Consider the following 13394-nt stretch of genomic DNA (forward strand, 5'->3'; position numbering starts at 1 on the left):
TTGACTGCCGACATGACCGATGTCGACGATCTCGACGACGAGCCGCTGCGCCTTCCGCCCGCCCCGACACCGCCGGCGCGGGCACCGCTGCCGGTCGTGACCGCCATTGTTCCCGTCGTCGGTGCGCTCGTGCTGTGGCGCGTCACGGGGTCGGCCCACGCCCTCTGGTTCGCAGCTCTCGGGCCGCTCGTCGCGGTGGCGTCCTTCGTCGACGGGCTGCGGACGACCAGGCGTGTTCGGCGGCGTGCGCGCCGCGAACACCTCCGTCTGCTGGCGCACCTGGACGAAGCGGTCGATCGGCGCCACGACGCGGAGCGGCGTGGAGCGTGGCGGCGCACGCCCGACGTGGCGACGCTGTGCGCCGATGAGGCGGAGGTATGGCGTTCGGTGCCCGGCCGCGAGGAGGTGCTGGTGGTCGGGCGTGGAGAGGGGCCGAGCAGCCTGCGGATCGAGGGTGAGCCCGCCGACGATGCCGCGCGTGAGGTGCGACGGCGAGCTCGGCGCCTCGATGATGCGCCCGTGACCGTGCCCCTGCGGGCGGGGCTGGCCGTACGCGGTCCTCTCACACAGACAACGGCGGTGGTCCGAGGGCTCGTGATGCAGATCTGCCTCGTCCATGCTCCCGGCCGCGTCCGGATCGTCGACCTCGACGCCGTGGAGGCGATCGTGGGTCACGTGCCGCTCCCGCACGCGTTCGCGAGCGCCGGCGATGCTCTCGTGGTCGCGGAGGGCGCGGCCCGCCTCCCTTCGGATGCGCAGATCCCGATCGTCGTCGTGGCGGGCGACGCGCCGCCGCCGCCGCGCTGTCGCGCCGTTCTGACCCTCGTGGGCGGCGACGAAGCCGTCCTGGACCATGAGGGCTCGACGCGGACGGTGCGGATCGAAGCGTTGTCAGCGGTGCAGGCAGCCGAGGTCGCGGCGATGCTGTCGGAACGCGCGCGTGAGCTGGGCCACCGCGGCGACGCTCCCGTGGGGTTCGAGGAGCTCGTCGGCGGTCGCGCCGGCCCGGGACTGAGCGCCGCCATCGGTGTGAGCGCAGGGGAGATCGTCACCGTCGACCTCGTGGCCGACGGACCCCACGCCGTCGTGGTGGGCATGACCGGCTCCGGCAAGAGCGAGCTGCTCGTCACGTGGGCGGCCGGCCTGTGTCGCGGTCGAGATGTCGGGGAGGTCTGCCTTCTTCTCATCGACTTCAAGGGCGGCCGCACCTTCGACGCCCTCACCGTTCTTCCGCACGTCACCGGCGTCGTCACCGATCTCGATGACCGTGCGGCCGTGCGGGCGGTCGAGAGCCTGCGAGCCGAGATCCGGCGCCGAGAACGCGTCCTCGCCGCTCACGATGCCCGAGATGTGGACGAGGCCCCGGGGGCGCTGCCGCGACTCGTCGTGATCGTGGACGAGTTCGCCGCGCTGGTCGGCGCTCACCCCGAGATGCACGAGCTGTTCTCGGATGTCGCGGCGCGTGGGCGCGCACTCGGCATCCATACGATCCTGGCGTCCCAGCGCGCGGCCGGAGCCTTCCGTGACGGGCTGCTCGCCAATGCACCGCTGCGGATCGCACTGCGTACCCTCGATGCCGCAGACTCGCGCGCCGTGATCGGCCTCGACGACGCGGCGCGATTGTCCGGCCGCGCCGATGCCCGAGGGACGGCGCTCGTGCGTCGCGCGGCCGACGTCGATCCACAGCGCGTGCGGATGGCGCGATGCTCCCCGGTGGCGCTCGCGGCGATCAGAGACGCGGCGGGAGACGAACGCGCGACGGCGCCGTGGCTGCCTCCGCTCCCGCTCGCGGTGGAGCTGGATCGGGTAGCGGTGACCGGTCGTATCGCGCTGGGACTCTCGGACGAGCCGCAGCGGCAGCGCCAAGCGCCCGTGCTGCTGCCGCGGGCGGCGACGGCGCTGGCGGTGATCGGAGCACCGGGAAGCGGCCGCTCGTCCTTGCTGCGCGCCGTCGCCCGCCAGCTGCCGCACGCGCCGACGTGGGTCCCCGGCGACCCCGAGGCTGCGTGGGACGCTGTCGCCGCCGCCGTGGACCGGCGCGCGGGGACGGGCGTGGTCGTCGACGACCTCGACGCGCTCCTGGCGCGCTATCCCACCGACTATGCGGCGGAGATGATGTCGCGCATCGAGCGGCTCGTGCGTGACGCGGGGCAGACCGGAGGCCTCGTGGTCTTCTCGGCGGCGCGATGCGCAGGGCCGCTCGCCCGCCTGCTGGATCTGGTTCCGCACCGCGCCATCCTGTCGTTGGCGACGCGCGCCGACCACGTGGCGGCTGGGGGTGAGGGGGCCGACCACGACCGCGATCAGCCGCCCGGGCGGGGGCGATGGGGTCGCCTCCTGGTGCAGTTCCTCCACGACGGCGCCCGCGCGACCGCGCCAGGGCACGCCTCCCCGCCGCCGACCTGGAATCCCGGCGAAGCCGGCCCGGCCGGTCTGGTGGTCGCGCCCGGGTTCGCCCGTGACGCGCTGAATCGCGCGAGCGTGGAACGCGATGTTCCGATCGTCGGCGTCGCCGACGCCGCGACGTGCAGCGCGACCGGGGGACGGGCACTCGTCGTCGGCACGCCCGAGGAGTGGCTCGCCCACTGGAAGCTCCTGGGCGAACTGCGCACGCGTCATGAGCTGGTCGTCGCCGCAGAGTGCATCGCGGACTATCGTGCCCTCACGGGCCGACGGGACCTGCCCGTCTACGCCGCTGCGGGTGCCGGCCGCGCCTGGCGACTCGCGCCGGACGGCGTCGCTCAGCGCGTCCTGCTGCCCCGGCCGTGAGCGGCCGTGGACCGGAACGCGAGGGATCAGACGGTGGGACGGATGCGCCCCACCTCGCGCCCTCCACCGGTGATCTCCAGCGGCAGCTGGTCGAGCGTCGCGGCGACGTCCGCCGACGACAGGGCGCCGACGCGCTCCAGCAGACGGATCGCGACGGCCGTCGCGACGCGGCCACTGCCGTCCAGCGTCTTCAGGGCCACCGTCGCGCCGTTGGGGGCCGTCATGATCATGATCCCCTCGGCGCCCCCCTTGGCGAAGACGCCGAGCCGCTCGATCGCGATGGTGTCCGGGCGGCCCGGCCCGTCGATCGCCCACGGGTTCTCGCGGACCGCGCGCACGAGCGCTCCGGCCAGACGGTGCAGGGCGAAGGGGGAGCGCTCCGAGGCGGTGCCGATCCGATGCGCGGCGCGGGCGAGGGCGGTCAGGCTCATGGCGTACACCGGTGCTCCGCAGCCGTCGATCGCGGTCGTGGAGATCTTCGTCCCCGTGAGCCGTTCGATGACCTCACGGATATGCACCTGCAGCGGATGCTGCGGGTCGAGGTAGCTCTCGATGTCCCACCCGTTCGCGGTGCAGGCCAGCAGCATCGTCGCATGCTTTCCGGAACAGTTCATGCGAATTCGCCCCGGCTGTCCGAGTTCGCGCACGAGCTCATCGCGCGTCGCCGTGTCGCCGGGCCACGCGGGCGGGCACTGAAGGTGGTCCTCGCCGAGACCGGCGGTCGCGAGGATCTCCCGGACGACGGCGGCGTGGCGGTCGGTTCCGCTGTGGCTGGCGGTGGACAGCGCGAGCTGCTCGCCTTCCAGGGAGACACCCGCGGTCAGGCAGCCGAGTGCCTGCAACGGCTTCATGCTCGAGCGGGGCAGGATCGGTGTGTCGACGTCGCCGAGGCTCAGTTGGACGACGCCCTCGGGGTCCAGCACGATCGCCGCTCCGGCGTGCCGCGACTCGATGAAGCCGCTGCGCTCGACGACGGCGAGTTCCACCGCATCGGTGACGGCGATGGTGCCGGAGGGTGCGGAGGGACGGGACACGGTGAGAGGATCTGACACGCACAAGAGCCTACTTTCTTCGCGTGCCGCGGAAAGGGTCGGCTGGGACCACCGAGGAGACGGGGATGCGCCAGCTGGACGAGGTCGCCGATGGGATCTGGGTCGCGACGAGCCGGCGCATGGCCACCACGAGCACCGTCATCGTGGGTGGAGCCGAGGCTCTGCTCGTCGATCCCGCGTGGGACCCGGACGAGCTCGACGCGCTGGCAGCCACGCTGAACGCCCGCGGGCTGCACGTTCGCGCGGGCTTTGCGACCCACGCCCATCACGACCATCTGCTGTGGCACCCGGCGTTCGGGGACGTCTCGCGCTGGGCCTCCGACACCACTGCCGCGCTCACCGTCTCGCAGCGCGCTGAACTCGTCGCTGCGTTGGACGACGAGGCGCCGCCGTGGTTCGCCGAGCTCATGGGCCGTGTCAACGGCATCGGAGACCGCTTCCCCGCCGACGGTCTGCCGAAGGGGGTGCACATCGTGCCGGTCGTCCACGACGGTCACGCGCCGGGACACACGGCGCTGTGGCTGCCGGAGCGGCGTGTGCTGATCGCCGGCGACATGCTCAGCGACGTCGAACTGCCGCTGCCGTTCTCTCCCGACGACCTGCCGGCCTACCTCGACGCTCTCGACCGGCTCGCGCCGTTCGCGGCGCGCGCCGCGGTGGTCGTTCCCGGTCACGGAAACGTGGGCGCGGACGCGCGTGCTCGCCTCGACGCGGACCGACGCTACCTCGATGACATGATCCGCCGAGGACGCTCCGACGATCCACGTATCGCCAACCCCGGCATGGCCGAGGAGCACGCGCATCTGGCGGAACTGGCGGCCGCGTACCGCGCTGCGGGTGGCAGACTGGCGAGATGATCGGTGAACACCGTTACGCACTGCAGGCGCGGTGGACAGGAAATCGCGGTACCGGAACGAGCGGGTACCGCGACTACGACCGCTCGGTGACGCTGTCGATCGACGGCAAGCCGGCTCTGGAGGCTTCGAGCGATCGTCCCTTCCGCGGCGATCCTTCGAAGTGGAACCCCGAGGACATGCTGCTGGCCGCGCTGTCGGAGTGTCATCTGCTGTCCTACCTCCACGCCTGCGTGCAGGCCGGTGTCGTCGTCGTGTCCTACACCGACGACGCGACGGGGCGGATGACCGAGGACGGTCGAGGCGGCGGCGCCTTCACCGAGGTCGTGCTGCGACCGCGGGTCGAGGTCGCCGCAGCGTCCATGGTCGCCGCGGCTGAGGCCGCACACGCGCAGGCGCACGAGTGGTGCTTCATCGCGAACTCGGTCAACTTCCCGGTTCGTCACGACGCCGTCGTCACGGTGGCCCCGGATGCCGCGGTCAGCGGCGTTCGTGCGGAAGGACCTGCTTGAGGCGTTCGACGGGATTGGACGCCGGAGCCTCGTTGTAGGCGTTTGCCAGCTCCTGACCGGAGAGCGCGTGGATCGCGGCCATGATCTCATCGGTCGCCTGACGGCGGGCGCGCCCGGAGTCGGCGGAGCCGTGATGAGAGAGGTCGAGGGGTTCGCCGAAGCGCACCGTCACCCGCGGGCGCAGGCGGGGAAACTTCGCTCCGACGGGCATGATCTCGTTGGTTCCGACCAACCCCACGGGAATCACGGGTGCGCCGGTCTGCAGCGCGAGGAACGCGACACCGGTGCGGCCTTTGTACAGACGCCCGTCGAGGGAGCGCGTCCCCTCCGGATAGAGCGCGGTCGACCACCCCGCGTCGAGCATCCGTCGCTGCTGCTCGAGAGCATCCAACGCCGCCTGGCCCGCTCCGCGCTGAACGGGGAACGCGCCGACGGCGTAGAAGAACTGTCGGGAGAACCACCCCTTCAACCCGGCGCCGTCGAAGTAGCTCGACTTGGCGAGGAAGCGCACCGGCCGCGGAGCGGCCATGGGGATGACGAAGGAGTCGATGAACGACAGGTGGTTGCTGGCGAGGATCACCGCGCCCTTGCGGGGGAAGTTCTTGCGTCCCTCGATGCGCGGACGGTACAGCAGCCGCGCGAGCGGGGCCACGACCCACCTGCCGATGACATAGGTGGGGCCGATGCCGGTGACGTCATGGGCGTCGGCCGAGGCCTGCAGCTCGCCGGCGGCGTCGGGGGCGGGCTCTGCGGATGTCACCAGACGAGGGTACTCCCGATCGCATGCCGCCATGAGCATGGCGAGAGCGTGGCGCTCCCAGCGCACGCAGAACAAAGTAGGGGAGGATGGGTGTGAATCCGTCTTCCATCTGTGAGGTCCTATCGTGCGCCTGCGCCCGCTCGTCGCTGTTTCCGTCGCCGCTGTGTCCGTCATCCTGCTTGCGGGCTGTTCCGGCTCCAACGGCGCCACCGCGTCCGGGAGCCCGACCGCCGCGCCGGCGGCGGATCTCTGCGACGCGCAGGTCTCGTCCGGCGCCGCGGCCGACGCGGTCACGGTCAGCGGAGACGCGGGAGCAGCTCCCACCCTGTCGTTCACGGCGCCGATCCAGATCGACAAGCTGCAGGCGAAGACCATCGACAAGGGGTCGGGTACCCCGGTGACGGCGGGGCAGTTCATCTCCTACGCCATGACGGCCTACGACGCCGAGACGGGCCAGAAGCTCGGCGATATCGGCTACAAGCCCGGTCAGCTCCTGCCCGCGCAGATCTCGGCATCCAGCCCCCTCGGCCAGGTCCTCGGTTGCGGCGCGCCCGGCGAGCGCGTCGTCGCGACCTTCCCGGCGAGCGAGCAGGGTGCGGCCCAGGTGTACGTGGTCGACCTGCTCGGAATCGTCCCGAGCGCCGCCTGGGGCGCCGAGCAGGCTCCGGTGGCGGGGATGCCGACGGTGTCGCTGGCCGACAACGGCGCGCCGACGATCACGCTTCCCGGTGGCAACCCGCCCACCGAGACGCAGATCGCCACCCTGAAGAAGGGCGACGGTGCCACGGTCCAGAGCGGCGACCAGGTGCTGGTGCAGTACACCGGCGTGCGCTGGTCGGACGGCAAGACCTTCGACTCGACGTGGGACAAGGGCGGCGTGCCGACGAGCTTCACCACCACCGGTGTCGTCCCCGGCTTCCGCAAGGCCCTGGAAGGCCAGACCGTCGGCTCGCAGGTGCTCGTGACGATGCCCCCGGCGGACGGCTACGGCGAGGGCGAGATCAACACGAACGACCTCAAGGGCGAGACCCTGGTGTTCGTCGTCGACATCCTGGGCGCCCAGACCTCCGCGGCCCAGTAACCGGCCCGCCGGTAGGCTGGCCGCATGCGGCGCATCCTGATCCTCGGTTCGACCGGTTCCATCGGCACCCAGGCTCTGGATGTGATCCGCACCCGCCGTGATCAGTTCGAGGTGGTGGGACTCGCCGCCGGACGCGACGCGGCGGGCGTCGCCGCGCAGGCGATCGAATTCGGGGTCGAGCACACCGCGCTGGGCGCGGTCGAAGCCGAGCAGCTCGTGCGGGATGTGGAGGCCGATGTCGTGCTCAACGGCATCACCGGATCGGTCGGCCTCGGCCCGACGCTCGCCGCGCTCGAGACGGGGCGTACTCTTGCGCTGGCCAACAAAGAGTCGCTCATCGTCGGTGGCGATCTGGTCACCGCCCTCGCTGCGCCGGGTCAGATCGTCCCGGTCGACTCCGAGCACTCTGCGATCGCGCAGGCCCTGCGCGCCGGGACGAGCGACGAGGTGCGTCGGCTCGTGCTGACCGCCTCGGGAGGGCCGTTTCGCGGTCGCACCCGCGCCGAGCTCGAACGGGTGACGCCAGCCCAGGCGCTGGCTCATCCGACCTGGGACATGGGACGTGTGGTCACCACGAACTCGGCGACGCTGGTCAACAAGGGGCTCGAGGTGATCGAGGCCCATCTGCTGTTCGACGTCGACTACGACCGCATCGACGTCGTCGTGCACCCTCAGTCGATCATCCACTCGATGGTCGAGTTCATCGACGGGTCGACGATTGCACAGGCGTCTCCGCCGGATATGCGGCTGCCGATCTCGTTGGGCCTCGATTGGCCACACCGCATCGGCGGCGTCGGTGCGCCCCTGGACTGGACTCGGGCGAGCTCGTGGGGCTTCGAGCCCCTCGACGAGGAGGCCTTCCCGGCGGTCATGCTCGCCAAGCAGGTGGGGCGCGCCGGCGCGACCTACCCCGCCGTGTTCAACGCGGCCAACGAGCAGGCTGTCGATGCGTTCCACGAGGGACGCCTGAGCTTTCCCGGCATCCTGGACACCGTCCAGCGGATCGTCGATATGCACGAGGCGCCGTCCACGCTTTCGCGCGAGACCCTCGCCGCCGCGGAGGCCTGGGCACGTGCTGCCGCCGATGAGGCGATCGCCGCCGCCTGACATCGATGCGCCCCGCGCCGGCAGAGGGGACCGGACCGCCCGCAGAGGATGGGGAGGGCGGTCCGGTCAGCGCCCGATTCGGGGGACGATCGGGGCGCGAGGCCGCGAGGGGAAGCGGCGGCCGAGACGAGGGAGAGCAGGGAAGGTCAGTACGTAAGCAGGCCGTGTGCGCGGAACTGATCGCGGACGCGGTCGACGAGTTCCACCGAGGGCGGTTCGGTCTCGGCCAGACGGTAGTCGCGTCCGAGGGCGTCCCACTTGTCGCGACCCATCTGGTGGAACGGCAGCACCTCGACGCGGGTAACCGTCCCGGAGCGGATCTCGTTGAGTGACGCGGCATACGCGGCGACGGCCTCGACGTTGTCCACGTCGTCGGTCAGACCGGGGACGAGGACGAACCGGATCCACACCTCGGGACCGTCGGGTCGTGTCGCCAGACGGCGGCCGAAGGTGAGCGTGGGCTCGAGTTCCCGTCCCGTCACCTCGCGGTACGTTTCGGGGTCGCCGCTCTTGACGTCCAGAAGGACGAGGTCGACGTCGTCGAGCATGGCGTCGGAGGCCGCGGCGCCGAGGTAGCCGGACGTGTCGATGGCGGTGTGGATGCCGAGCTCCTTCGCGCCGCGCAGGATCCGCGCCGCGAAGGCGGGTTGCATGAGCACCTCTCCGCCGGAGAGGGTGATGCCGCCGCCGGTCGCCCGGAACACCGCGGTGTAACGCTCGATCCGTGAGAGCAGCTCGTCGCTCGTGACGGGCTGTCCATCCTTCATCGCGAGGGTGTCGGGGTTGTGGCAGTAGAGGCACTGCAGCGGGCACCCGCTGAGGAACGTGGTCAGCCGCGTTCCCGGCCCGTCGACGGCGGTGACGAGCTCCCAGGAGTGCACGGAGCCGAGTCGCCCCTCGCGCATCGCGGTGAGGCGCTCGTGACGGTCGACGTCCGAGACGGCGAGACCGTCGAGGCCGGCGCCGGTGCGCCGATGGGCGGGCGCCTGGAGGGGGACCTCCAGGCGCACCGCGTCATCGGGCAGGGCGGGGCGGGCGGACGGCACCGCGTTGCACGGGTGGCGGCGGAGCATCGCCCTGGCCATTGTCCTCAGCTTCTCTCTGCGTGTCGGTTCGTGTGCCGGGGATGCGGATCACATGGAGCCGTGGAACGTACGCGACAGGACGTCGAGCTGCTGCTCGCGTGTGAGGCGGACGAAGTTCACGGCGTAGCCGGAGACCCGGATGGTCAGCTGCGGGTAGTTCTCCGGGTGCTCCATGGCATCCTCAAGCGTCTCGCGGTTCAGCACGTTGACGTTCATGTGATAGCCGTGCGAGCCCACGTAGGCGTCGAGCAGACCGGCGAGGTTGCGCACCTGCTCCTCGGCGGTGCGCCCGAGGCCGCTCGGGACGACGGTGTTGGTCAGCGAGATGCCGTCCTGCGATTGGGCGTAGGGGATCTTGGCGACCGACAGCGCCGAGGCGAGCATGCCGTGCGTGTCACGACCGTTCATGGGGTTGGCGCCCGGGGCGAACGGCTCGCCGGCGCGGCGACCGTCGGGCGTGTTGCCCGTCGCCTTGCCGTAGACGACGTTCGAGGTGATCGTGAGCACCGACTGCGTGGGCAGGGCGCCCCGGTACATCGGGTGACGGCGGATCTTCGACATGAAGCTCTCCACCAGGCCCACGGCGATCTGGTCGGCGCGGTCGTCGTCGTTGCCGTAGCTCGGGAACTCGCCCTCGGTGACGTAATCGACCACGATGCCGCGTTCGTCGCGCACCGGGGTCACGGTGGCGTACTTGATGGCCGACAGCGAATCCGCCGCCACCGAGAGCCCCGCGATACCGCAGGCCATCGTGCGCAGCACGTCCTTGTCGTGCAGAGCCATCTCGATGCGCTCGTACGCGTACTTGTCGTGCGACCAGTGGATGCAGTTGAGGGCCTCGACATAGGTCTCGGCCAGCCAGTCCATCGTCTTGTCGAAGCGTTCCATGACGTCGTCGAAGTCCAGCGGTCCGTCGCCGACGGGCGCGGTGGCGGGCGAGACCTGCTTGCCGGTGACCTCGTCACGTCCGCCGTTGATGGCGTACAGCAGAGTCTTGGCGAGGTTGACGCGAGCACCGAAGAACTGCATCTGCTTGCCGACACGCATCGGGCTCACGCAGCACGCGATCGCGGCGTCATCGCCCCAGGCGGGGCGGATGATCTCGTCCGACTCGTACTGCACGGCCGACGTGTCGATGGACACCTGTGCGCAGTAGTCCTTGAAGCCCTGCGGCAGCTCGGGGCTCCAGAACACGGTCATGTTCGGCTCGGGCGCCGGACCCAGGTTGTACAGGGTCTGCAGGAACCGGAAGGAGTTCTTCGTCACGAGGGGACGACCGTCTTCACCCATGCCGCCGATCGTCTCGGTGACCCAGGTCGGGTCGCCGGAGAACAGGCTGTCGTACTCGGGGGTGCGCAGGAAGCGGACGATGCGCAGCTTGATGACGAAGTCGTCGATGATCTCCTGCGCCTCGGTCTCGGTGATCAGGCCCGCCTGCAGGTCGCGCTCGATGAAGACGTCGAGGAACGTCGAGGTGCGTCCGAGCGACATCGCGGCGCCGTTCTGCTCCTTCACGGCGGCGAGGTAGCCGAAGTACAGCCACTGCACGGCTTCACGCGCGGTGGTCGCCGGCCCGGAGATGTCGAAGCCGTACGCCGCTGCCATCTGCTTCAGTTCGCCGAGCGCGCGGATCTGTTCCGCGTGCTCCTCGCGCATGCGGACGACCTCTTCCGAGAACGGCGTGGTGTCCAGACCGAGCTTGTCGACCTTCTTGGCGGCGATCAGCTGGTCGATGCCGTACAGCGCGACGCGGCGGTAGTCGCCGATGATGCGGCCGCGGCCGTAGGCGTCCGGGAGTCCGGTGATGACGTGCGAGCTGCGCGCGGCGCGGACGTTCGGCGAGTACACGTCGAAGACGGCCTCGTTGTGCGTCTTGCGGTAGCTCGTGAAGATCTCCTTGAGGGTCTGGTCGACCTCGTAGCCGTAGGTCTCGAGCGCGCCCTCGACCATGCGCCAGCCGCCGTTGGGCATGATCGCGCGCTTCAGCGGCGCGTCGGTCTGCAGGCCGACGATGAGCTCGTCGTCCTTCGCGATGTACCCGGGGCCGTGGGCGGTGATGCCGGCGGGCGTGTGCGCGTCGACGTCGTAGATGCCCTTCTCGCGCTCGACCGGGAACATCGCCGACAGGGTGTTCCAGATGCGCGTGGTGCGTGCCGTGGCGCCCGTCAGGAACGACGCATCGCCGAGGTAAGGGGTGTAGTTGCGCTGGATGAAGTCGCGCACGTCGACCGCATCCTGCCAGGGGCCGGCGGTGAAACCGTTCCATGCGGCGGGCTGGGTGTCCTGTGCGGAGGGGGTGACGGTAGTCATGATTCGCTTCCTCAAATCCTCGTGGGAGCGGCCCGTCCACCCATCCGTGGGCGAGTCGTTGAGGTCAGCCTAGCGCTTGTGGTCAGACCACAAAGAGAGCATGGATGCCGCCGACAATCGACTCTCCGGAAAGACGGACGCCCCTTGTGGTCAGTCCACAAGGGGCGTCGCGGGGTCGCGGGTGTCGCTGGTCTCAGGCGGGGCGCGTCGGATCGGAGTCCGGCGTGGAATCCCGCGGGTAGGGCACCACCCACGACGGTGCCGGCGGGGCCCATCCGGCCGCGGCGAGGGCTCGGCGTGCGAGCTCTCGCGCCGAGTACGGCACACGAGCGCCTCGGATGTCGCGATAGTCCTGGTGGCCGGGGCCCGCCCAGAGAATCGCGTCGCCGTCGCCGACGCGCGAGATCGCCTCGACGATCGCCCGTTCCGGCGGCGAGATCTCGAGGATCTCGGTGGCCGACACGGCGGCGCGAGCGCCGGTGAGCAGTTCGGCGCGGATGTCGTCGGGGTTCTCGTGTCGCGGATGGTGATCGGTGATGATGAGGATGTCGCTGCCGAGCGCGGCAGTGCGTCCCATATCGAATCTCTTGGTCGTGTCGCGGTCGCCGTCGGCGCCGAACAGCATCAGAACGCGTCCCGGGGTGATGCGCCGCACGGCGGCGAGTGTCTTCTCGAACGCGTCGGGGGAGTGGCCGAAGTCGACGTAGACCGCCGGGCCGCTCTCTCCGGACACGCGCTGTGTCCGCCCCGGGACAGCCGCCTCGATCCGGCGGCCGTCGAGGGCCGCGGCCAGCCGCTCCCACGCGTAGCCCGCCTCTCGGAGCATCACGATGGCGAGCGCCGCGTTGGAGGCCATGTGCGGGCCGATCACCGGAACAGTGGTCGTCAGCGACTGCCCATCGGGGCCGTGAAGAGCGAAGGTGGTGCCGTGTTGTCGCTCGGCGACGATGTCCACGGTCCAATCCGCCGCGACCGGCTCCACGGCCAGGGCCGGGGTGATGATCGTCGTGGTGGGAACCCTCGCCGCCGCGACGACCTCGGCGCCGTATTCGGAGTCGAGGCTCACCACCGCCCGACGACTGCGTTCGGGGGTGAACAGCGGCAGCTTCGCGCGGAGGTAGGTGCCCATGTCGCCGAAGTCGTCGAGATGGTCGTGCGTGAGGTTGGTGAAGCCCGCGACATCGAAGACGATCCCGTCGACCCGGTGACGTGCCAGCGCCTGCGCGCTCACTTCGTCGGCCACCGCCTCCACCCCGCGCTCGCGCATGTGCGCGAGCAGAGCGTGGAACTCGGGCGCCTCCGGCGTCGTGAGCCGTGAGGTGATCACCTCGGAGCCGATGTGGCGCTCCGCCGTCGACGACAGACCCGCGACGACGCCCAGCTGCTCCAGAACCGCCTTGAGGAGATGCGCGACGCTCGTCTTGCCGTTCGTTCCCGTGACGCCGAGCATGATCGGCACGTTCTGGTCCGTGCCGTAGATCCAGGCCGAGATCTCACCGAGGATGCCGCGCGGGTCGTCCACCACGGCGATCGGCACGCCCGCGCCGGCTGACAGCTCCGCGCCCGCACGGTCGGTGATCACGGCTGCCGCCCCCGCCGCGACGGCAGCCCCCACGAACTGCGCGCCGTGATGGTTGCGGCCGGGGAGCGCGACGAACAGATCGCCGGGACGCACGTCGTCCGTTGCCAGCGTCACTCCGGAGACGATGACATCGCCGTCTCCCTCGCCCTGTTCGCCCCCGAAACGGCGCACCAGATCTCCGAGTCGGACGTGGGGCGCACGCAAAGGACGGACGGTAGGCGGGAGATTACTGTCAGCGTCGGAAGTCATAGTTCTCTCATGCTTTCGCATATATCTATGCGA

At 70.4% G+C, this 13394-nt stretch carries 10 protein-coding genes; 5 read left to right on the plus strand and 5 right to left on the minus strand.

All coding sequences use genetic code 11. From position 1 onward, the window contains the following. Positions 1-12: 12 nt before the first annotated feature. A complete protein-coding gene (locus CEP17_RS14040) occupies positions 13-2769 on the plus strand; it encodes an FtsK/SpoIIIE domain-containing protein (protein ID WP_112932672.1) in 2757 nt (918 codons plus the stop codon). Between the two features lie 26 nt (positions 2770-2795). On the opposite strand, the gene CEP17_RS14045 is transcribed toward CEP17_RS14040, so the two are convergent. Further along, on the minus strand, positions 2796-3821 hold the full coding sequence (locus tag CEP17_RS14045) for an asparaginase (protein WP_112932673.1): 1026 nt from the start codon (positions 3819-3821) through the stop codon (positions 2796-2798). 65 nt (positions 3822-3886) lie between these two features. Between CEP17_RS14045 and CEP17_RS14050 the strand changes: the two genes are divergently transcribed. Together CEP17_RS14050 and CEP17_RS14055 are read left to right on the plus strand one after the other, a co-directional pair. Further along, complete coding sequence (locus CEP17_RS14050; RefSeq protein WP_112932674.1) at positions 3887-4678, plus strand: MBL fold metallo-hydrolase; 792 nt, start codon at positions 3887-3889, stop codon at positions 4676-4678. Further along, entirely contained in the window at positions 4675-5187 is a 513-nt protein-coding gene (locus tag CEP17_RS14055) for an OsmC family protein (RefSeq protein WP_112932675.1), read from the plus strand. Before CEP17_RS14050 ends, CEP17_RS14055 begins: the two co-directional genes overlap by 4 nt. On the opposite strand, the gene CEP17_RS14060 is transcribed toward CEP17_RS14055, so the two are convergent. After that, positions 5156-5986: a lysophospholipid acyltransferase family protein gene (locus CEP17_RS14060; RefSeq protein WP_112932986.1), complete on the minus strand. Its 831-nt coding sequence runs from the start codon at positions 5984-5986 to the stop codon at positions 5156-5158. The genes CEP17_RS14055 and CEP17_RS14060 overlap by 32 nt on opposite strands. Positions 5987-6071: 85 nt before the next feature. Between CEP17_RS14060 and CEP17_RS14065 the strand changes: the two genes are divergently transcribed. Continuing rightward, positions 6072-7028, plus strand: coding sequence for an FKBP-type peptidyl-prolyl cis-trans isomerase (locus tag CEP17_RS14065; RefSeq protein ID WP_039414551.1), 957 nt, complete (start codon positions 6072-6074; stop codon positions 7026-7028). A gap of 24 nt (positions 7029-7052) precedes the next feature. Beyond that, entirely contained in the window at positions 7053-8135 is a 1083-nt protein-coding gene (dxr, locus tag CEP17_RS14070; RefSeq protein WP_112932676.1) for a 1-deoxy-D-xylulose-5-phosphate reductoisomerase, read from the plus strand. 146 nt (positions 8136-8281) lie between these two features. Here dxr and pflA read toward each other — a convergent pair whose 3' ends face one another. From pflA to CEP17_RS14085, 3 genes are all read right to left on the minus strand, one after another. Next, on the minus strand, positions 8282-9220 hold the full coding sequence (gene pflA, locus CEP17_RS14075) for a pyruvate formate-lyase-activating protein (RefSeq protein ID WP_112932677.1): 939 nt from the start codon (positions 9218-9220) through the stop codon (positions 8282-8284). 48 nt (positions 9221-9268) lie between these two features. Then, entirely contained in the window at positions 9269-11530 is a 2262-nt protein-coding gene (gene pflB / locus CEP17_RS14080; protein WP_112932678.1) for a formate C-acetyltransferase, read from the minus strand. 193 nt (positions 11531-11723) lie between these two features. Then, positions 11724-13361, minus strand: a complete 1638-nt coding sequence (locus CEP17_RS14085; RefSeq protein ID WP_112932679.1) for a UDP-N-acetylmuramoyl-L-alanyl-D-glutamate--2,6-diaminopimelate ligase — start codon at positions 13359-13361, stop codon at positions 11724-11726. Positions 13362-13394 lie beyond the last annotated feature (33 nt).

Source organism: Microbacterium sp. PM5 (assembly GCF_003293595.1).
Taxonomy (GTDB): Bacteria; Actinomycetota; Actinomycetes; order Actinomycetales; family Microbacteriaceae; genus Microbacterium.

Excerpts from the sequence above, each read along its gene's own strand:
- CEP17_RS14040 (WP_112932672.1), top strand. The coding sequence starts at position 13 with ATGACCGATGTCGACGATCTCGACGACGAGCCGCTGCGCCTTCCGCCC.
- CEP17_RS14050 (WP_112932674.1), top strand. The coding sequence starts at position 3,887 with ATGCGCCAGCTGGACGAGGTCGCCGATGGGATCTGGGTCGCGACGAGC.
- CEP17_RS14055 (WP_112932675.1), top strand. The coding sequence starts at position 4,675 with ATGATCGGTGAACACCGTTACGCACTGCAGGCGCGGTGGACAGGAAAT.
- CEP17_RS14060 (WP_112932986.1), bottom strand. The coding sequence starts at position 5,986 with ATGCTCATGGCGGCATGCGATCGGGAGTACCCTCGTCTGGTGACATCC.
- dxr (WP_112932676.1), top strand. The coding sequence starts at position 7,053 with ATGCGGCGCATCCTGATCCTCGGTTCGACCGGTTCCATCGGCACCCAG.
- pflA (WP_112932677.1), bottom strand. The coding sequence starts at position 9,220 with ATGGCCAGGGCGATGCTCCGCCGCCACCCGTGCAACGCGGTGCCGTCC.
- pflB (WP_112932678.1), bottom strand. The coding sequence starts at position 11,530 with ATGACTACCGTCACCCCCTCCGCACAGGACACCCAGCCCGCCGCATGG.
- CEP17_RS14085 (WP_112932679.1), bottom strand. The coding sequence starts at position 13,361 with ATGACTTCCGACGCTGACAGTAATCTCCCGCCTACCGTCCGTCCTTTG.